Source organism: Streptomyces sp. YGL11-2, from assembly GCF_050054615.1.
Taxonomy (GTDB): Bacteria; Actinomycetota; Actinomycetes; order Streptomycetales; family Streptomycetaceae; genus Streptomyces.
This window is the reverse complement of record NZ_JBNHIN010000015.1, coordinates 50,612-68,797: the sequence shown is the minus strand read 5'-3', so window position 1 is coordinate 68,797 and position 18,186 is coordinate 50,612. Positions and strand designations below refer to the sequence as shown.

The following is an 18,186-nucleotide window of genomic DNA, read 5'->3' as shown; positions in this document are numbered from 1 at the left end:
CGCCGGCCCGTTCCGCATATCCGTACCAGCCGCGGTGCGCCGGCCACCCGGCCCCGCGCACCGTCCGCCGGGACCTACCGCTGCGGGAAGCCGAAGCCGTAGCCCTGCTGCTTCATCCACGGCAGGAGGCGGTCCAGGGAGGCGACCGTCCGGGCGCGGTTGCCGCCGCCGTCGTGGAAGAGGACGGTCGGGCCGTTGCGGAGTTCGCCGCGGACGGTCGCCTCTATCTTGGCGACGCTGCCGCCTTCGAAGTCCTTGCTGTCGACGTTCCAGCCCAGCGGGCGCATGCCGTGATCGGCGGCCAGCTTGCGGCTGTACGGGGTGAAGGCGCCGCCCGGGGCGCGGTAGTAGTCGACCTTGGCGCCGCCCGCCGCGTCCTCGATCATCTTCTGGGCGCCGAGTATCTGCTCGGACTGGTACTTCTCCGACCGGTGGTCCATGGCGGTGTTGTGGTTGACGGTGTGGTCGCAGAGCCGGTGCCCGCCGGCGACCACCTTCTTGACGAGGTCGGGGTGCGCCTTGGCCTGCGGACCGATCATGCAGAAGGTCGCCTTGACGTCGTACTTCTTCAGGACCTCCAGCACCTTCGGGGTCCAGACCGGGTCCGGGCCGTCGTCGATGGTGATGTTCAGGCTGCGGCCCGGGCGGTCCGAGGCGTGCACTATCGACGGGTCGACGGGTGCGCTGCGGGCCGGCTGGGCGGCTTTCGCGGCATCAACGGTGTCGGCCTCGGCCTTGGCGGTGGCACCGGGCTGGAGGAAGGCGAAGGCCCCCGCAACCGCCAGTGACGCCACGGCCGCCGTGGTCACGCCGATGATGCCGCTCTCTATCCCGAAGAATCGCCGTCCCGCCCCGAAGCGCCCTGCCATGTTCGATCCCGCCCTCATATGCTCTGCTGGTCTGCCTACCTCGGCGGCGGTGCCTGCGCCCTCGCACTGTCGCCGCCTACACCCCCACAGATGCACAGGACTCGGGACAGGATGCGCCTGTTACGGATCCATCATGAAACTTATTGATACTGGACCCATGCCACGAGTACTTCTGATCGAGGACGACGCCGCCGTGCGGGACGGAGTGAGCCTCGCACTGCGGCGGCGCGGCCACGAGGTGGCCGCCGCGGCGAGCGGCGAGGAAGGGCTGGCGTCACTGCCTGGCTTCCGCCCTGACATCGTACTGCTGGACCTGATGCTGCCAGGTAAAGACGGCTTCGAGATCTGCCGGCTGATCCGCGCCGAGCGGCAGCTGCCGATCATCATGCTCACCGCCCGCGGCGACGACCTCGACGTGGTGCTCGGGCTGGAGGCCGGTGCCGACGACTACATCGTCAAGCCGGCCCGCGGTGAGGTCCTGGAGGCCCGGATCCGCGCGGTGCTGCGGCGTACGGCACTGCCCGCCGACGGCGCCCCGGCCATCGAGCCGGGGCCCTCTCCTGTGGAGTCCTACGGCGAACTGGCCATCGACCGGGCCGGCCTGGTCGTCACCAAGGGCGGCCAGGACCTGGCGCTGGCGCCGTCCGAGATGAAGCTGCTGCTGTTCCTGTCCGCGACCCCAGGGCAGGTCTTCAGCCGCCAGCAACTGCTGGAGCACGTCTGGGAGCACAGCTACCACGGCGACGCGCGGCTGGTGGACGCCTGTGTGATGCGGCTGCGGACGAAGATAGAGGACGTCCCGCGCAGCCCCCGCTACGTCCAGACCGTCCGCGGGTTCGGTTACCGCTTCGGGCCACTGTGAACCGCACGGGCCGCCTGGGCCGCCTGCTGCCGGCGCTCTCCGTGCCGCGCGGGCTGCGGGCCCGGCTCGTGGTGGCGTTCCTGCTCGTGGCCGCGGTCAGTGCGCTGACCACCGCGGGGCTGACCTACCGCGAGGCCCGCAACGCCATCCTGCAGCGGTCCCAGGACGGGGCGGTCAACGACCTGCGCGCCCAGGTCAATTCGCTGGCACCGGAGCTGGCGGTGCCGCCGTCCCAGTCGGACCTGGACTTCTTCCGGGTGCAGCTGGAGCGGTCGGGAAAGTCCCGCGACTGGGACATCACCGTGCATTACAACGGCGTCCCGGACAGTGACCAGGGCGGGCTGCGGCGCGAGATGGCGGTGCCGACGGACTTCAAGAACTCGGTGGAGAAGCGCCGGGTGCCGGTCTTCCAGCGCATCGACCGCGACGGCGACCCCTGGCTGCTGATCGGGATGCCGGTGCGCCAGTCGGACGGTGCGGCGTCCGCGCTGACGGTGTACGCGCAGCTGCCGCTGAGCGCCGAGGAAGCCAATGTCGAGGCGCTGGTGAGCGCCGCGCGCGGCGGCGCGCTGCCGGCGTTCGCGCTGGCCGTGATACTGCCGCTGGTCGCGGCGCGCGGGGTGCTGCGGCCCGTACGGGGTCTGCGGCAGGCCGCCGGGCGGATCGCCGAGGGCAAGCTGGACACCCGCCTGGAGGTCAAGGGCGCCGACGAACTCGCCGATCTGTCCAGGACGTTCAACGACATGGCGGCGCGGCTGGAGGAGAGCATGGCCGAGCTGCGCCGGATGGAGGCGAACTCCCGGCGGTTCGCGGCCGATGTCTCGCACGAGCTGCGCACGCCGCTGGCGGCGATGGCGGCGGTCACCGACGTACTGGACGAGGACGCCGATTCACTGGACCCGGACACCGCCTCCGCGGTCCGGCTGATCAGCCAGGAGACCGGGAAGCTGGTGCGGATGGTGGAGGACCTGATGGAGGTCTCGCGGTTCGACGCCGGGGCCGCCGCGCTCCATCTGGACGAGGTCGATGTCGCCGAGACGATCCGCAAGACCCTCCAGGCCAGGGCCTGGCAGCAGCGGGTCGCGGCGGAGCTGCCGGCCGACGTGCGGGCCCGGCTCGACCCGCGGCGGCTGGACGTGGTGGTCGCCAATCTCGTCGGCAACGCCCTGCACCACGGCGGGGAGCCGGTCCGGGTGGTGCTGCACGCGCCGGAGCCCGGCGCCGGCCGGCTGCTGATCGAGATCCGCGACAGCGGCCCCGGGATCGCCCCCGAGGTGCTGCCGCACGTCTTCGACCGCTTCTACAAGGCGGACTCGGCGCGCGCCCGGTCGGAGGGCAGCGGGCTGGGGCTGGCCATCGCGCAGGAGAACGTCCGGCTGCACGGCGGCACGCTGCGCGCCGCCAACTCCCCCGACGGCGGCGCGGTGTTCACCGTGGAGCTGCCGGTGCGGCCGGCCCCGGTGCGGGACGACGCCGCACCGGACGACGCCGCACCGGGCGGGGGAACACCGGACGGCTCGCCGGGGGCCGACCGCCCGACCGCCGGCGGGTCCCCCGCCGGTGGCGCCCGTGCGGACACGGCGCCGGACGGCGCGCAGGACGACCAGGCAGACGGCCCGGCGGGCGAGCGCCCCGCGGGCGGGAAAGAGAACGACACCGCATGACCGCCCTCCGTACCGTGATCGCCCGCCGCGCCGTGCCCGCCGCGAGGGGCCGGCGGATCGTCCTGGGCACCCTGGGGGCCGTGCTCGCCGGAGTGCTGGCCGGCTGCGGCATCGAGCCCACCGACGTCATCGACGCCGGTGAGCCGGCGACCGGCGTCAAATCGCCGGGCCAGCCCGCGGACAATGTCCAGCTGTTCTTCTACGGCCCGTCCGGGCTGCGCTCGGCGACCCGCCCGGCGAAGGCTCCGGTGGACCCCGGGGAGGCGATCCAGCTGCTGATGGCGGGGCCGAACCACGCCGAGCGGATGCGCGGACTCTCCAGTGTGGTGCCGAAGTTCGCGGGGCCGGTGACCGCCGACACCGGTCCGGGCACGGTCGTGATCACCCTGCCGGTGAACGCCAAGCTGCTGGACCCGGCCTCGATGAACCAGCTGGTGTGCACCGCCGCCAACGCCCGGGTCCCCGGCAACAAGCCGCCCGGCCAGGTCATCGTGACCCTGGTCGGCGGGAGCGTCCGCGTCGGGCCGATGGTGTGCGGCGGCAACAACGCCTTCCCGGTGGTGCAGCCGACCCCGACCGACACCGGCGGGACCGGGGGCGTCGCCGGCAGCCCGAGCCCGGCCGGCTGACCTCCGGCGGGGCCCGTCGCGCTACGGTGGAGACGAGGACCGAACCGGCCCCGCACTCTCGGGAGACGCACACGATGACCGAGCGCAAACCCCCGGGTATCAGCTTCGAGAGCTGGACCGACAAGCAGATCCGCGAAGCGGCCGAGCGCGGCGCGTTCGAAGATCTCGACGGGTTCGGCAAGCCCCTCCCCCACCTCGACCGGCCCTATGACGAGATGTGGTGGATCAAGGAGAAGATGAGCCGCGAGCACCTCTCGCTGCTGCCGGCGAGCCTGGTGCTGCGCAAGGAGGCCGAGGACGCGCTGGCCGCCGCCGACCGGGCGCCGAGCGAGGCCGCGTTGCGCCGGATCCTGACGGAGATCAACGACCGGATCCGGGCGGCGCTGGCCGCGCCGCTGGACGGTCCGCCGCTCAACCTCGTCCCGTTCGACATCGATGAGCGGGCCGCCAAGTGGCGGGAGGAGCACGGGAGTTGAGCGACGCGGGGGCCCGCTTCAGGGTTGTGCGGGCGCCGTCCGCACGCGCAGGAAGCGCGGCCGGTAGAGCGCGACATCGCCGTTGACCTGCGGGTCGGCGGGGACACCCGGCGGGCCGAGCCAGTTGACGTCGTAGCTGAGCAGCACGGCGCCGCCGGCGGTGAATTCCGGGTGCGCCTGCGGGTTGTAGACGGCGATGTGCCCCGGGTCGGGGCCGGCGGGCCGCGGCGGGGTGATCCGCCCGTTGGGGCCGTGCCAGGGCCCCTGGGGCGAACAGGACCAGTAGCTGGTGATCGTGCGGATGCCGGCGGTGCCGCCGGCGGGGGTGTCCATCGTGAACAGCAGCCAGGTCGCACCGTCGCGGACGACGGTGAAGGCGCTGCCGACGCCCCGCCGGCCGCCGCCGCGCAGTACGGGCGCGGCCCGCTCGGGCCGCCGCTGCCAGTGGGCGCCGTCCCAGAAGAGCCAGGCCCCGCGGTCCGCGAGTCGCCCGTCCGGGACCCGCGCGAGATAGGCGCTGTCGGCGGGGGACCCGGGCGGGTCGTCGCCGCCGAAGACATAGGTCCGGCCGCGGTCGGCGACGGCCGCGGCGCCGTAGAGGACGCGGCGGCCCGGGTCGGCGACCGTGGCCGCCTCGACGGTCCGGCTGATGCCCTCCAGGTGGAGGCCGGGCAGGGAGAGGGTGGCGACCTCGGTGGCCTGGGGCACGCCGAAGACCCAGGTGCCGGTGCCGGGGACGCGGTTCCACAGCAGGACCCGGACCACCTTCTCGGGCGAGCCGGGGGTGCGGGGCTCCACGCGCGCGTGGACCGGCCAGCGCCAGCCGCCGCCGGGCGGGTCGGGGAAGAACGGGCCGGGGGCGGTCGGGCCGCCGCCGGTGAGGGTGCGCTCCGGGCGGCCCGCGGGGGACGTCACCACCAGCGAGTTGTGCCGGAGGTAGGGGGTACCGCCGCTGTCCGCGGTGCGCCAACTGTAGGGCTGGCCTTGGGGGTTGGGCGGTGGGTGGACCCGGTCGAGGAAGGTGTCCGAGAACAGCCAGAGGGTGCGGCCGTCCGGGAGGCGCACCGAGTGCGTGCCGTCGCCGCCGGTCCAGTCGTCGGTGCGGGTGTTGTCGTCGCCGTAGCGGGCGAACGCGTCGGTGGGTACCGGGTCGGCGGACCAGGAGACGGGGGTGCGTCCCGTGCAGACGGCGCGGTCCGGGGCGGCCGGCGGCAGCGCCGGCACCAGCAGGGCGACGGCGGTGAGCAGCAGGATCAGCAGGAGGGGGACGGCGGCGATCGTGGTGCGGGTGACGGTCGGCCTGGGCATTCCGCTCCTCGGTGTGGTGCCGGGCCCACGCTACCGCTGCGGAGACCGGCAATCCGGGTCATCCGGCCGACACGGTGGCGGGCGGGGCGTTGCGGTCTCGGCGGCGGAAATCGCCCGTCCCGGGGGTTGACAACGGTGCGGAGGGGCGGATTCCTGTAGCGCGCCGGAGCCGGCCGGGGCAACGAGTGCAAGGTCACAGCGGTTGCCCCTGCTCCAGCTAACGGTCGTTCGCCTAGCCTGCTGCCATGACCGCCGAGTCCCCCGAACTCCCCCTGGCCGCCGCCTTCCCGGACGCCGATCGAGCGCAGTGGCAGCGTCTCGTCGAAGGCGTGCTGCGCAAATCGGGCGTCGTCGAGGCCGCCGGTGCCGCCGCCGAGGACGCGCTCGCCACGGATCTCCAGGATGGGATCCGCATCCGCCCGCTGTATACCGCCGAGGACGCCCCGGGCGCCCTCGGGCACCCCGGTTTCCCCCCGTTCCTGCGGGCGGGACGCCCCGAGGGCACCGCCGTCTCCGGGTGGGACGTCCGCCAGCGCCAGGCCGGCACCGATCCGCGGCGTGTGAACGAGGCACTGCTCGCCGATCTGGAGAACGGCGTCACCTCGGTGTGGCTGGCCGTCGGCGACGGCGGCGTACCGGTGGCGGGGCTGGCGGAGGCGCTGCGCGGCGTCTATCTGGACCTGGCGCCGGTGGTGCTGGACGCGGGGGCCGAATTCGAGGCCGCCGCCGAGGAGTTGCTGAAGCTGTACCGGGAGTCCGGTGCGGCGCTGCCGGAGGGCGGCGGCTCTCTGGGCGCCGATCCGCTCGGCGTGCTGGCCCGTACGGGCGACGACGGAGCGCTGCCGGGCCTGCTGGCGGCGACCGCGCGGCTGGCCGTGCGCTGCGCCGGCGAGGTGCCCCGGCTGCGGGCGGTGGCCGTCGACGCCCTGCCGTATCACGAGGCGGGCGGTTCGGCGGCCGAGGAGCTGGGCGCGTCGCTGGCCACCGGCGTGGCCTATCTGCGGCAGCTGACCGAGGCCGGTCTGGGGATCGACGACGCCTGCCGGCAGCTGGAGTTCCGCTACGCCGCCACCGCCGACCAGTTCCTGACCATCGCCAAGCTGCGCGCCGCCCGGCGGCTGTGGGCGCGGGTCGCGGAGGTCTGCGGAGTGTCGCCGGGTGCCGCCGCGCAGCGTCAACACGCCGTCAGCTCAACGGTCATGATGACCCGTCGGGATCCGTGGGTGAACATGCTGCGCACCACGGTCGCGGGGCTGTCCGCGGGCGTGGGCGGCGCGGACGCGGTGACGGTGCTGCCGTTCGACTCCGCGCTGGGCCTGCCGGACGCGTTCGCCCGGCGGATCGCCCGCAACACCCAGTCGGTGCTGCTGGAGGAGTCGCATCTGTCGAAGGTGATCGACCCGGCGGGCGGCTCCTGGTACGTGGAGCAGCTGACCGCCGAACTGGCCCGCGCGGGCTGGGAGTTCTTCCAGGAGATCGAGGGCGCGGGCGGCCAGGCCGCGGCGCTGCGCTCCGGGATGCTGGGCGACCGGCTGGCGGCGACCTGGCGGCGGCGCGGCGAGGACCTGGCGCACCGCCGCGAACCGATCACCGGCGTCAGCGAGTTCCCGCATCTGGCCGAGCCGCCGGTGCACCGCGAGCCGGCCCCCGCACCGGCCGGCCGGGGGCCCGGCGGGCTGCCGCGGGTGCGCAGGGACGATGCGTACGAGGCGTTGCGGTCGCGGTCCGATGCGCGGCTGGCGGCCGACGGCGCCCGGCCGAAGGTGTTCCTGGCCGCGCTGGGGCCGGTGGCGGGGCACACCGCGCGGGTGGCGTTCGCCGCCAACCTCTTCCAGGCGGGCGGGATCGAGACCGTGCAGGGGCCGTCGCCGGTGACCGCGGAGGAAGTGGCCGGGGCGTTCGCCGCCAGCGGGGCGCGGATCGCCTGCCTGTGCGCGAGCGACGCGGTGTACGGCGAGCAGGCGGCCGAGGTGGCGGCCGCCCTCAAGTCGGCCGGGGCGGTGCTGGTCCACCTGGCGGGCAGGCCGGGCGAGCGCCGGGAGGAGTTCGTGGCGGCCGGTGTGGACGCGTTCGTGTTCGCGGGCTGCGACGCGGTCGAGGTGCTGACCTCGGCCCTGGATGTCACGGAGGTGGCGTGATGAAGGAGACGGCAAGGCAGGCGGGCGCCGTGGGCGGATCGCCGCTCGGCACCCCGGCGCAGGCCGGCGCCATCCCGGACTTCAGCACGGTGGAGCTGGAGGGGGCGGGTACGGATTCCGGCGACGTGGGCCGCTGGGCACAGGCCGTCCAGCAGGCCACCGGCAAAAGCGCGGCGGACCTGACCTGGGAGACGCCGGAGGGCATCGACGTCAGGCCGCTGTACACCGAGGCGGATCTCGACGGGCTGGACTTCCTGGGCACGTATCCGGGCATCGCGCCGTATCTGCGCGGTCCGTACCCGACGATGTACGTCAACCAGCCCTGGACCATCCGGCAGTACGCGGGCTTCTCCACCGCCGAGGAGTCCAACGCCTTCTACCGGCGCAATCTCGCCGCCGGCCAGAAGGGCCTGTCGGTCGCCTTCGACCTGCCGACGCACCGCGGCTACGACAGCGACCACCCGCGGGTGACCGGCGACGTCGGCATGGCGGGTGTCGCCATCGACTCGATCTACGACATGCGGCAGCTCTTCGAGGGCATCCCGCTGGACAAGATGACCGTGTCGATGACGATGAACGGCGCGGTGCTGCCCGTTCTCGCCCTCTACATCGTGGCCGCCGAGGAACAGGGCGTACCGCCCGAGAAGCTGGCCGGGACCATCCAGAACGACATCCTCAAGGAGTTCATGGTCCGCAACACCTACATCTATCCGCCGCAGCCCTCGATGCGGATCATCTCCGACATCTTCGCGTACACCTCGCAGAAGATGCCGCGCTACAACTCCATCTCGATCTCCGGCTACCACATCCAGGAGGCGGGTGCGACGGCCGACCTGGAGCTGGCGTACACGCTCGCGGACGGGGTCGAGTATCTGCGCGCGGGTCAGGCGGCGGGGATGGACGTGGACTCCTTCGCCCCGCGGCTGTCCTTCTTCTGGGCGATCGGCATGAACTTCTTCATGGAGATCGCCAAGCTGCGCGCGGCCCGGCTGCTGTGGGCGCGGCTGGTCCAGCGGTTCGACCCGAAGAACCCCAAGTCCCTTTCGCTGCGCACCCATTCGCAGACCTCGGGCTGGTCGCTGACCGCGCAGGACGTCTTCAACAACGTCACCCGGACGTGTGTGGAGGCGATGGCCGCGACCCAGGGCCACACCCAGTCGCTGCACACCAACGCCCTCGACGAGGCGCTGGCGCTGCCCACGGACTTCTCGGCGCGGATCGCCCGCAACACGCAGCTGTTCCTCCAGCAGGAGTCGGGCACCTGCCGGGTCATCGACCCGTGGGGCGGCAGCGCCTACGTCGAGCGGCTCACCCACGATCTGGCGCGCCGGGCCTGGCAGCACATCGAGGAGGTGGAGGCGGCCGGCGGCATGGCCAAGGCGATCGACGCGGGCATCCCGAAGATGCGGGTCGAGGAGGCGGCGGCCCGTACGCAGGCGCGGATCGACTCGGGGCGGCAGGCGCTGATCGGCGTCAACAAGTACCGGGTGGAGACGGACGAGGAGATCGAGGTCCTCAAGGTCGACAACTCCGCGGTGCGCGCCCAGCAGATCGAGAAGCTGGAGCGGCTGCGGGCCGAGCGCGACGAGGACGCCTGCCAGGCGGCGCTGCGGGCGCTGACCGCGGCGGCACGGTCCGGCCCCGGTACGGGACTTGAGGGCAACCTGCTGGCGCTCGCGGTGGACGCGGCGCGGGCCATGGCGACCGTCGGTGAGATCTCCGACGCCCTGGAGGCGGTCTACGGACGCCACTCGGGCCAGATCCGTACCATCTCGGGTGTGTACCGAGACGAAGCGGGCCCGTCCTCCGGTGTCGAGCGCACCCGGGACCTGGTGGCCGAGTTCGAGCGCGCCGAGGGGCGCCGGCCGCGCATCCTGGTGGCCAAGATGGGCCAGGACGGCCACGACCGCGGCCAGAAGGTGATCGCCACGGCCTTCGCCGACCTGGGCTTCGACGTCGATGTCGGCCCGCTGTTCCAGACTCCGGCCGAGGTGGCCCGCCAGGCGGTGGAGGCCGACGTCCACATCGTCGGCGTCTCCTCGCTCGCGGCCGGCCATCTCACCCTGGTGCCCGCGCTGCGCGAGGCACTGGCCGCGGAGGACCGGGAGGACATCACCATCGTGGTCGGCGGGGTGATCCCGCCGCAGGACGTCCAGCCGCTTCGCGACATGGGCGCCGCGGCGGTCTTCCTGCCCGGCACGGTCATCCCGGACGCGGCCCACGACCTGGTGAAGGACCTGGCGGCGGTCCTCGGCCACGAGCTGTGAGCGGGGGGTCATGCCTGCGAGGATCGATGTCGACCGGTATGCCGAGGGGGTCCGGGCGGGTTCCCGCGCCTGGATCGCCCGCGCGGTCACCCTGGTCGAGTCCACCCGGCCCGATCACCGCGCGGCGGCCCAGCAGCTGCTGATCCGGCTGCTGCCGTACTCCGGTGCGGGCCGCCGGGTGGGCATCAGCGGCGTCCCGGGCGTCGGCAAGTCGACCTTCATCGACGCGCTGGGCTCGCTGCTGACAGGCCTGGGGCACCGGGTGGCGGTGCTCGCCGTCGACCCGTCGTCCAGCCGTACCGGCGGCTCCATCCTGGGCGACAAGACCCGGATGGAGCGGCTGGCGACCGATCCCGCGGCGTTCGTCCGCCCCTCCCCGACGTCCGGCACGCTGGGCGGGGTGGCGCGGGCGACCCGCGAGTCGATCGTGGTGATGGAGGCCGCGGGCTACGACGTCGTTCTGGTGGAGACGGTCGGGGTCGGCCAGTCGGAGACCACCGTCGCCAACATGGTCGACACCTTCCTGCTGCTGACCCTGGCCCGCACCGGCGACCAGCTGCAGGGCATCAAGAAGGGCGTACTGGAGCTGGCGGACCTGGTGTCCGTCAACAAGGCGGACGGTCCGCACGAGCGGGACGCCCGCGCCGCGGCCCGCGAACTGGCCGGTGCGCTACGGCTGTTGCAGCCTGCGGACGCGGTCTGGACCCCGCCGGTCCTCACGTGCAGCGCCCGCGAGGGCACCGGCCTGAAGGCGGTGTGGGAGCGGATCGAGCAGCACCGCACCCTGCTGGACTCCACCGGCGCGCTGGCCGAACGGCGCCGCGCGCAGCAGGTCGACTGGACCTGGTCGATGGTCCGCGACCGGCTGATCGACCGCCTCCAGGACCATCCGGAGGTACGCCGGCTGGGGCCCGACATCGAACGGGCGGTCCGCGACGGCGAGATCACCGCGACCCTGGCGGCGGAACGGCTGCTGGCGGCGTTCGGGCTCGCGGATCCCGGCGCCGGAGGGTGATCCCGTACGGGTCCCGCTACTCCCGCGGAAGTAGGCGGGGCCCGTAGGCGCTCCGGGTGCGGTAAGGGCAACGGCCGCCCTGCGGAGGACGATCCGCGGCGATCGGGCGGCGAGGATCGGTTCCGGAGGCGGCCGTGCGGGGCCGCCGCACCCAGAACTGGAGACCGCCGTGCCGAGCCCCTTCCGCTTCACCTCCCCCGTGGACCCGACCGCGGAGGGCGGTCAACGCACCGCCGTCCACGGAGAGTTGGCGCGCGCCTTCGGCCTCAGCTCGCCCCCGGCGGAGTTCCGCCTCCTCTCCCCCGCGCCCGCCCTGTTCGACGCGACCTGGGTCGCGGTACGCGCCTGCCTGGTGACCGGCCGCGCCCCGCGCACGGCCCGGGAGTTGGTGGCGGCGGGCGTGGCGCGAGCCAACCGCTGCGCGCCCTGCCTGCACACCCACGTCCGCACGCTCCGGGCCGCCGGCCACCCCGCCCTGGCCCGGACCGTGCGCACCGGCGGCACCCCGGGCGATGCCGGCCACGCGGAACTGCTGGCCTGGGGCGCGGCCACCGCCACCTCGGGCGCCGCCACCTCGGGCGCCGCCGCCCCGGCCGCGCCGCCCACCCCGGCCGACCACCTCCCCGAATACCTCGCCACCGCGCTGGTGTGCCACTTCCTCAACCGCCTCGCCGGGGCCCTGCTGACCGGGCGGGTGCCGCGGTTCGGACCGCCGTGGCGGCGCCCGGCCCGCCTGCCGGCCGGCGATCTGCCGGGAGGCGATCTGCCGGGAGGCGATCTGCCGGGAGGCGATCTGCCGGGAGGCGATCTGCCGGGAGGCGATCTGCCGGGAGGCGATCTGCCGGGAGGCGATCTGCCGGGAGGCGATCTGCCGGGAGGCGATCTGCCGGGAGGCGATCTGCCGGGAGGCGATCTGCCGGGAGGCGATCTGCCGGGAGGCGATCTGCCGGGAGGCGATCTGCCGGGAGGCGATCTGCCGGGAGGCGATCTGCCGGGAGGCGATCTGCCGGGAGGCGATCTGCCGGGAGGCGATCTGCCGGGAGGCGATCTGCCGGGAGGCGATCTGCCGGGAGGCGATCTGCCGGGAGGCGATCTGCCGGGAGGCGATCTGCCGGGAGGCGATCTGCCGGGAGGCGATCTGCCGGGAGGCGATCTGCCGGGAGGCGATCTGCCGGGAGGCGATCTGCCGGGAGGCGATCTGCCGGGAGGCGATCTGCCGGGAGGCGATCTGCCGGGAGGCGATCTGCCGGGAGGCGATCTGCCGGGAGGCGATCTGCCGGGAGGCGATCTGCCGGGAGGCGATCTGCCGGGAGGCGATCTGCCGGGAGGCGATCTGCCGGGAGGCGATCTGCCGGGAGGCGATCTGCCGGGAGGCGATCTGCCGGGAGGCGATCTGCCGGGAGGCGCCGGCGCCCCACCCCCACACGCCGCACTGGCCGCACTCCGTGCCGTCGCCACGGACGCCGACCACCCCGCCCTGACCGACGCCGTCCGGGCACGGGTACGGACCACGGTGACCGAGCACGGACTCCGCCCACCCGGCGGCGAACCGACCAGCCGTCACCCCGCGGCCCGGTCCTGGCTCTACGACGCGCTCACCGGGCTCCGCGGCGCCGACCGCCCGGCCGCTGCACTGGCCCTGCTGACCGCCCTCGCACCGGACCAACTCACCGCCGGGGACGTGGAGTTCTGGCGCTCCACGGCACCCATCGACTTGTCGGGCGATGCCGACCTGGTCCGCCTCGCCGCGTTCGGCGCCCAGACAGCCGTCGACCGCGTCGAGGCGCGCCTCGCCCCGCCGCCCCGCCGCACGGATACTCACCGGCGCACCTGAGTATCCGCACCCATGACGCGTCCGAACCGGATGCCGAGTACGTCGGGTGACCACCCTCCGACCGGTCCGGGGAGCCATCATGGGGGCAGGCGGCTAGCCGCAGGACGTCGCGCGCGGGCTCTTCGACGGCAATCCACGGAAACCCTCTGAACTTGGTTGCATAGAAGGTGCGTTGCCGCCATGGCGCATGCCACGCCCGGATCCCGGAAGCGCACCGCCGCCTCAGCCACGCACCGCCGCCTCAGCCACGCGCCGACACCGTCGCCCACACCGTCTTGCCCGCGCGGTCCGGCGGTGTCCACCCCCAGGCGTCACTGAGCAGCTCGACGAGGTGCAGCCCGCGTCCGGACTCGGCCAGCTCGTCCCGGTCCCGGAGGACGGGCGCGGTGGCACCGGCGTCCGAGACGGCGCACAGCACGCCGCGCTCCTGCCGGGTCAGCGCCAGCCAGGCATGACAAAACGGTTCGGGGCCAGCATAGTTGAGGGTGCGTCGGGTCTCGCCGGCGCCGTGTCGCAAAGCGTTGGTGACGAGTTCGGAGACGACCAGCACCGCGTCATCGGCGAGTCCGGGGCACATCCGCCAGCCCTGGAGCGTGGTCCGGGTGAACTGCCGCGCCTCCGCCACGGTGCACGCCGATCCGCTGAGCGCGCAGGCCGCGAAGCCGTTCGCCCCCGGCATCCACCAGCCGCCGTGCGCCGCGCCGTTGCCCCGCTCCGCTACCGGTACCGCTCCCTCCCGGAGGGCGTCGTGCTCGGGCTCTGCCGGATATGTGGTCATCACGATCTCCGCGAAGGGCGTACGGGGCTGGGCGCGTCGGCAACTCTGGGCGGGGCTGCTCCGGAGGGCTAATATCCTCGTCAACCGTCCCTCGCTGCAAGTGCATCTGCAATTACCTCGGCAAGGACGGCAGTCCAGGGGCGGGATCACGCCACGGTGATCGCGCCCCGGACCGGTACCGAGAGCACCATCCGGCAAGGGAGCAGCTCTGATGGAATCGATGACCAACGGCATGCCGGCGACCGGCATCGACGGTGCGGTCTGGCGCAAGAGCCGCCGCAGCAACCCCAGTGGCAACTGCGTTGAACTGGCGCTCCTTCCCGACGGGGGAGTCGCGGTACGCAACTCGCGTCACCCCGCGGGCCCCGCGCTGATCTACACCCACGACGAGATGGCGGCCTTCGTCCAGGGCGCCAAGGACGGCGACTTCGACCATCTGATCGCCCGCGACTGACCGCGGGACGGCCAAGGACCGACGAGACTCAGGCATATGTCGGCCGGATAGTCGGCGCGGCTGCACGACCACAACAGGCAATGGGACACTGGGCGTTCGCCCGACCACTCAGGGGAGTCAGCATGAGCGCCGCGCAGCCGAGCAGCGAACCGTCCCTGCGCCGCTATCTGGAACACCCGAGGGGCGGCCCGACCGTACTGCGCATCGTGCTGGGCACCCAGCTGCGCAGACTCCGGGAAGCCGCGGGCATCACCCGCGAGGCCGCCGGGGACCACATCCGCGCCTCCCACGCCAAGATCAGCCGGCTGGAACTGGGCCGGGTGGGCTGCAAGGAGCGCGATGTCGCCGATCTGCTGACGCTCTACGACGTCACGGACGCCGAGGCCCGCGCCGGATTCCTCACCCTCGCCCGCCGTACCAGCACCCCAGGCTGGTGGCACCAGTACAGCGATGTGCTGCCCAGCTGGTTCGAGACCCACATCGGCCTCGAAGAGGCCGCCTCGGTCATCCGCACCTACGAAGTCCAGTTCGTACCGGGCCTGTTGCAGACCGCCGACTACGCCCGCGCCGTCTCCCGGCTGGGGCACCCCGGGGCCGGCCCCGAGGAGACCGAGCAGCGGGTGCGGCTGCGCCTGGAGCGGCAGAAGCTGCTGACCGTCAAGGACGCGCCGCGCTTCTGGGCCGTCATCGACGAAGCGTGCCTGCGGCGTCCGCTCGGCGGCGACGAGGTGATGGCCGATCAGCTCGGCCATCTGCTGACCGTCGCCCAACTGCCCAACGTCACCCTCCAGATAGCCCCCTTCGCCCTCGGCGGCCTCGCCGCGGCGGGCGGCCCGATCACCATCCTCCGCTTCCTGGAGCCGGATCTCCCGGACATCGTCTACCTGGAGCAGCTGACCAGCGCGCTCTATCTCGACAAGCGCGACGACGTCGATCACTACCTGGCGGTGATGGACCGGCTCAGCGCCCAGGCCGAGTCACCGCGCGAGTCGCTGGCGATACTCGACCGGCTGCTCGGGCAGTACAGCTGACACCACCGCCCGAAGGGGAGGTGACGTCCTCGCCTCCCCTGCCGGCTCACCGCCCGTGCCGGGACTACGGCTTCCGCGCGACCCCGCCGAACTCGATCCACTCCTTGGTCAGCTGCTTCGGGCCGACGTCCGAGGCGTCCGGCAGCCACGTCGACACCTCCACCAGCCCCGGCTCCTGGACCTCCAGCCCGTCCAAGAACGCCCGCAGCTCGTGCTCCTGCCGCACCCGGCCCCAGTTGCCGTGGGTGCTCACCCGCATGAACTCGGTGACGAATTCCCGGGTCGCGGCGTCCTCGCTCACCAGCTGACACACCACCAGGAAGCTTCCCGGCACCAGCCGTTCGGCGACCCGGCGGACCAGCGCCGCCGGGTCGTCCGCGTCCGGGATGCAGTGCAGCACCGACACGAACAGCGCGGCGACCGGCTCCTTGAGGTCGATCAGCCGCTCAACCTCCGGGTGGCCGAAGATGCCCTCGGTGTCCCGCATGTCGGCCTGGATGACGGCGGTGTTCTCGTTCTCCTCCAGCAGCGCCCGGCCGTGCGCCAGCACGATCGGGTCGTTGTCGACGTACACCACACGGGAGTCGGGGTCGATCTGCTGGGCGACCTGGTGGACGTTGTCCTGGGTCGGCAGGCCCGATCCGTGGTCGACGAACTGCCGGATGCCGTGCTCCTGGGCCAGCCAGCGGACCACGCGCCGCAGGAAGCGCCGGTTGTTGATCGCCAGCACCTGGGTGCTGGGCACGACCTTGCTCAGCTCCTCGCACGCCTCGCGGTCGACGGCGTAGTTGTCCTTGCCGCCGAGGTAGTAGTCATACATCCGTGCGACACTCGGGATGCTCACATCGACGGTGCTGGACTGCGGCTGGACATCTTGGCTCATTCCACACTCTTCCCGTCGGGGCACGGCGCCGGTAACTGCACGACCACTCTGTGCGGCGTCCAACATACCCACCGCAACAGGGGTGTTGCGGTCCGCAGCGGAATTCCGTTGCGCGACGCCAGTGGCGGGAGAGGCCGATGCGGCGGGACCCGCACCCCGTCCGGGCTCGCCCGGGCCCGTCCCGGTTCACCCTTCGCCCGGAACGCCCCGTTTTCTCATCGACCTCTCACTCTCCGCTCATCACCCGGTCACACCCCGCCCCTACGGTGACACCAGGCCCGCGGCCCACAGCCCCGCGGTCCTGGAGGAGCGTGCACCATGTACCACCTGACCGGCGTGACCAAGTGCTACCGCGACGGCGGCGACGTGGTGCGGGCGCTGGACGGCATCGGGCTCTACGTCGAGGACGGCGGCACCCTCGTCCTCCAGGGGCCGCCCGACGGGGGCAGGTCGACGCTGTTGCGGATCCTGGCGGGGCTGGAGCGCCCCACGCACGGCAGCGTCGAGCTCGACGGCACGGATCTGGCCACGGTGACCGAGTCCCGGCTCGCCCGGATCCGCACCGAGTCCATCGGCCTGCTCGGCCCCGGCCCCGACGCCGGGCTGGTACCGGGCCTCACCGCCCGCCAGAACGTGTCCGGCGCCCTCGTCCCCCTGCGGCTGCATCCCGCGGACCGCTGGGAACTGGCCGGCGACGCGCTGGACGAGGTCGGGCTGTCGGGCCACATGGACTTCCTGCCGGGCGAGTTGGACGCCCAGGCGCGGCGCCGTACCGCGCTGGCGCGGGCTCTCGTCAAGCGGCCCACCGCGCTGTTGGCGGACCGGCCGACGGCCGCCCTGCCCGCCGCCGCGCGCGCGGAGTTCACCGAGCTGCTGGCCAGGTTGTGGAGCGAGCGACGGCTCACCTGCGTCATCGCCACCGAGGACGACGCCCTGGCCCGGCGCGCGCCCCGGCGGGTGACGCTCGCCCGGGGGACGGTGACCACCGTCGGCAGCGACGACCCGCAGGGGGCCGGGGCGGCTCGACCCGCGCCCTGGTGTGCGAGCGGGGGCGCCCGATAGAAGAGGGGGTATGACCACAGAGCAGAGCGAGCCCCCGACCACCGCTCACCCGGCCCCGTCGCCCCGCGCTCCCAGCACCGACGAGATGGTGCGCGCCAACCAGGCCAACTGGGATGCCCGTACGCCCGTCCATGTGGCCAGCGCGTTCTACGGCCTGGACGGCTCGCGGACCGCCGAGGACTGGTTCGCGCCGTTCGAGTGGACGGACCTCGGTGAGCTGGCCGGGCGCGATGTGCTGCATCTCCAGTGCCATCTGGGGACCGAGACGGCGGCCTTCGCCGACCGGGGCGCGCGGGCGGTGGGGCTCGACATCTCCGCCGAGGCGGTCGCCCAGGCCCGTCGGCTGGCCGGCGAGGCGGGCCGGGACATGGAGTTCGTCCGGGCGGATGTGCACCGGGCGGTCGAGGCGCTCGGGGACCGCCGGTTCGATGTGATCTACACCGGCAAGGGCGCGCTGTGCTACATCCCCGACGTCACCGTCTGGGCGGGCATCGTCGCCGAACTCCTGCGGCCGGGCGGGACGTTCTACCTGGTGGAGTTCCATCCGCTGCTCGACTCGCTGGGCCCGACGCCGGGCCCGGACGAGGACGGCCGCCGCCTCGTCCTGCGCCATGACTACCTGGCCGGCCGGGGCGCCATCCGGAACGACTCCCCCGCCACGTACACCGACGGCCCGCCGCTGCGCGGCGCCACGACGAGCTACTCCTGGCGGCACGGCGTCGGCGAGGTCGTCTCGGCGGTGGTCGGAGCCGGGCTGACGGTCCGGCGGGTCCGCGAGACCGAGCTGCTGCCCTGGCCGCGCTTCCCGTCGATGGTGCCGTCCGAGAACGGCTGGTGGCGGCTGCCGCCGTCCGAGCCGATCATCCCGCTGCTGTACGCCCTGAAGGCGGTGAAGCCGTAGCCGGCCGACGACAGG

At 73.3% G+C, this 18,186-nt stretch carries 16 protein-coding genes and 1 pseudogene; 13 read left to right on the top strand and 4 right to left on the bottom strand.

Annotated elements, in window-relative coordinates; translation table 11 throughout:
• Nucleotides 1-74 precede the first annotated feature (74 nt).
• Complete coding sequence (locus ACO1BR_RS18875) at nt 75-869, bottom strand: polysaccharide deacetylase family protein (RefSeq protein ID WP_426796234.1); 795 nt, start codon at nt 867-869, stop codon at nt 75-77.
• 157 nt (nt 870-1,026) lie between these two features.
• Here ACO1BR_RS18875 and ACO1BR_RS18870 point away from each other — a divergent pair, with 157 nt between their 5' ends.
• From ACO1BR_RS18870 to ACO1BR_RS18855, 4 genes are all read left to right on the top strand, one after another.
• Complete coding sequence (locus ACO1BR_RS18870) at nt 1,027-1,731, top strand: response regulator (protein ID WP_426796233.1); 705 nt, start codon at nt 1,027-1,029, stop codon at nt 1,729-1,731.
• On the top strand, nt 1,728-3,395 hold the full coding sequence (locus ACO1BR_RS18865) for an ATP-binding protein (RefSeq protein ID WP_426796232.1): 1,668 nt from the start codon (nt 1,728-1,730) through the stop codon (nt 3,393-3,395). The genes ACO1BR_RS18870 and ACO1BR_RS18865 overlap by 4 nt, the downstream gene beginning before the upstream one ends.
• Nucleotides 3,392-4,024 carry a hypothetical protein gene (locus ACO1BR_RS18860; RefSeq protein WP_426796231.1) on the top strand — a complete coding sequence of 211 codons (633 nt, stop codon included), beginning with the start codon at nt 3,392-3,394 and terminating at the stop codon, nt 4,022-4,024. The genes ACO1BR_RS18865 and ACO1BR_RS18860 overlap by 4 nt, the downstream gene beginning before the upstream one ends.
• 74 nt (nt 4,025-4,098) lie before the next feature.
• Nucleotides 4,099-4,500 (top strand): DUF1992 domain-containing protein, encoded by a 402-nt coding sequence (locus ACO1BR_RS18855; RefSeq protein WP_426796230.1) that lies wholly within the window; start codon nt 4,099-4,101, stop codon nt 4,498-4,500.
• 18 nt (nt 4,501-4,518) lie between these two features.
• Here the strand turns inward: ACO1BR_RS18855 and ACO1BR_RS18850 are convergent, their stop codons facing one another.
• Nucleotides 4,519-5,808 (bottom strand): hypothetical protein, encoded by a 1,290-nt coding sequence (locus tag ACO1BR_RS18850; protein ID WP_426796229.1) that lies wholly within the window; start codon nt 5,806-5,808, stop codon nt 4,519-4,521.
• 245 nt (nt 5,809-6,053) lie between these two features.
• On the opposite strand from ACO1BR_RS18850, the gene ACO1BR_RS18845 reads away from it, so the two are divergent.
• From ACO1BR_RS18845 to ACO1BR_RS18825, 5 genes and pseudogenes are all read left to right on the top strand, one after another.
• A complete protein-coding gene (locus ACO1BR_RS18845) occupies nt 6,054-7,946 on the top strand; it encodes a methylmalonyl-CoA mutase family protein (RefSeq protein ID WP_426796228.1) in 1,893 nt (630 codons plus the stop codon).
• Nucleotides 7,946-10,213 carry a methylmalonyl-CoA mutase gene (gene scpA / locus ACO1BR_RS18840; RefSeq protein ID WP_426796227.1) on the top strand — a complete coding sequence of 756 codons (2,268 nt, stop codon included), beginning with the start codon at nt 7,946-7,948 and terminating at the stop codon, nt 10,211-10,213. Before ACO1BR_RS18845 ends, scpA begins: the two co-directional genes overlap by 1 nt.
• A 10-nt stretch (nt 10,214-10,223) precedes the next feature.
• Nucleotides 10,224-11,228: a methylmalonyl Co-A mutase-associated GTPase MeaB gene (gene meaB / locus ACO1BR_RS18835; protein ID WP_426796226.1), complete on the top strand. Its 1,005-nt coding sequence runs from the start codon at nt 10,224-10,226 to the stop codon at nt 11,226-11,228.
• Between the two features lie 169 nt (nt 11,229-11,397).
• Nucleotides 11,398-11,682, top strand: a pseudogene (locus ACO1BR_RS18830) (carboxymuconolactone decarboxylase family protein); the annotation flags it as partial.
• Nucleotides 11,683-11,974: 292 nt separating this feature from the next.
• Nucleotides 11,975-12,709, top strand: a complete 735-nt coding sequence (locus ACO1BR_RS18825) for a pentapeptide repeat-containing protein (protein ID WP_426796325.1) — start codon at nt 11,975-11,977, stop codon at nt 12,707-12,709.
• Between the two features lie 594 nt (nt 12,710-13,303).
• Here the strand turns inward: ACO1BR_RS18825 and ACO1BR_RS18820 are convergent.
• Nucleotides 13,304-13,840 (bottom strand): ATP-binding protein, encoded by a 537-nt coding sequence (locus tag ACO1BR_RS18820; RefSeq protein WP_426796225.1) that lies wholly within the window; start codon nt 13,838-13,840, stop codon nt 13,304-13,306.
• Between the two features lie 211 nt (nt 13,841-14,051).
• On the opposite strand from ACO1BR_RS18820, the gene ACO1BR_RS18815 reads away from it, so the two are divergent.
• On the top strand, nt 14,052-14,294 hold the full coding sequence (locus tag ACO1BR_RS18815) for a DUF397 domain-containing protein (RefSeq protein ID WP_159507126.1): 243 nt from the start codon (nt 14,052-14,054) through the stop codon (nt 14,292-14,294).
• A 122-nt stretch (nt 14,295-14,416) separates the two neighbouring features.
• On the top strand, nt 14,417-15,325 hold the full coding sequence (locus ACO1BR_RS18810) for a helix-turn-helix domain-containing protein (RefSeq protein WP_426796224.1): 909 nt from the start codon (nt 14,417-14,419) through the stop codon (nt 15,323-15,325).
• Nucleotides 15,326-15,389: 64 nt separating this feature from the next.
• Here ACO1BR_RS18810 and ACO1BR_RS18805 read toward each other — a convergent pair whose 3' ends face one another.
• Nucleotides 15,390-16,208: an SAM-dependent methyltransferase gene (locus tag ACO1BR_RS18805; protein ID WP_426796223.1), complete on the bottom strand. Its 819-nt coding sequence runs from the start codon at nt 16,206-16,208 to the stop codon at nt 15,390-15,392.
• Between the two features lie 318 nt (nt 16,209-16,526).
• On the opposite strand from ACO1BR_RS18805, the gene ACO1BR_RS18800 reads away from it, so the two are divergent.
• Both ACO1BR_RS18800 and ACO1BR_RS18795 read left to right on the top strand, forming a co-directional pair.
• A complete protein-coding gene (locus tag ACO1BR_RS18800) occupies nt 16,527-17,270 on the top strand; it encodes an ATP-binding cassette domain-containing protein (RefSeq protein ID WP_426796222.1) in 744 nt (247 codons plus the stop codon).
• 10 nt (nt 17,271-17,280) lie between these two features.
• Complete coding sequence (locus ACO1BR_RS18795) at nt 17,281-18,171, top strand: class I SAM-dependent methyltransferase (protein ID WP_426796221.1); 891 nt, start codon at nt 17,281-17,283, stop codon at nt 18,169-18,171.
• Nucleotides 18,172-18,186 lie beyond the last annotated feature (15 nt).

Bases quoted from the DNA above. Each gene is read 5' to 3' on its own strand.
- ACO1BR_RS18845 (WP_426796228.1), top strand. From the start codon at position 6,054: ATGACCGCCGAGTCCCCCGAACTCCCCCTGGCCGCCGCCTTCCCGGAC.
- ACO1BR_RS18875 (WP_426796234.1), bottom strand. From the start codon at position 869: ATGGCAGGGCGCTTCGGGGCGGGACGGCGATTCTTCGGGATAGAGAGC.
- ACO1BR_RS18870 (WP_426796233.1), top strand. From the start codon at position 1,027: ATGCCACGAGTACTTCTGATCGAGGACGACGCCGCCGTGCGGGACGGA.
- ACO1BR_RS18795 (WP_426796221.1), top strand. From the start codon at position 17,281: ATGACCACAGAGCAGAGCGAGCCCCCGACCACCGCTCACCCGGCCCCG.
- ACO1BR_RS18860 (WP_426796231.1), top strand. From the start codon at position 3,392: ATGACCGCCCTCCGTACCGTGATCGCCCGCCGCGCCGTGCCCGCCGCG.
- meaB (WP_426796226.1), top strand. From the start codon at position 10,224: ATGCCTGCGAGGATCGATGTCGACCGGTATGCCGAGGGGGTCCGGGCG.
- scpA (WP_426796227.1), top strand. From the start codon at position 7,946: ATGAAGGAGACGGCAAGGCAGGCGGGCGCCGTGGGCGGATCGCCGCTC.
- ACO1BR_RS18820 (WP_426796225.1), bottom strand. From the start codon at position 13,840: ATGACCACATATCCGGCAGAGCCCGAGCACGACGCCCTCCGGGAGGGA.
- ACO1BR_RS18805 (WP_426796223.1), bottom strand. From the start codon at position 16,208: ATGAGCCAAGATGTCCAGCCGCAGTCCAGCACCGTCGATGTGAGCATC.
- ACO1BR_RS18815 (WP_159507126.1), top strand. From the start codon at position 14,052: ATGGAATCGATGACCAACGGCATGCCGGCGACCGGCATCGACGGTGCG.
- ACO1BR_RS18855 (WP_426796230.1), top strand. From the start codon at position 4,099: ATGACCGAGCGCAAACCCCCGGGTATCAGCTTCGAGAGCTGGACCGAC.
- ACO1BR_RS18800 (WP_426796222.1), top strand. From the start codon at position 16,527: ATGTACCACCTGACCGGCGTGACCAAGTGCTACCGCGACGGCGGCGAC.
- ACO1BR_RS18810 (WP_426796224.1), top strand. From the start codon at position 14,417: ATGAGCGCCGCGCAGCCGAGCAGCGAACCGTCCCTGCGCCGCTATCTG.
- ACO1BR_RS18850 (WP_426796229.1), bottom strand. From the start codon at position 5,808: ATGCCCAGGCCGACCGTCACCCGCACCACGATCGCCGCCGTCCCCCTC.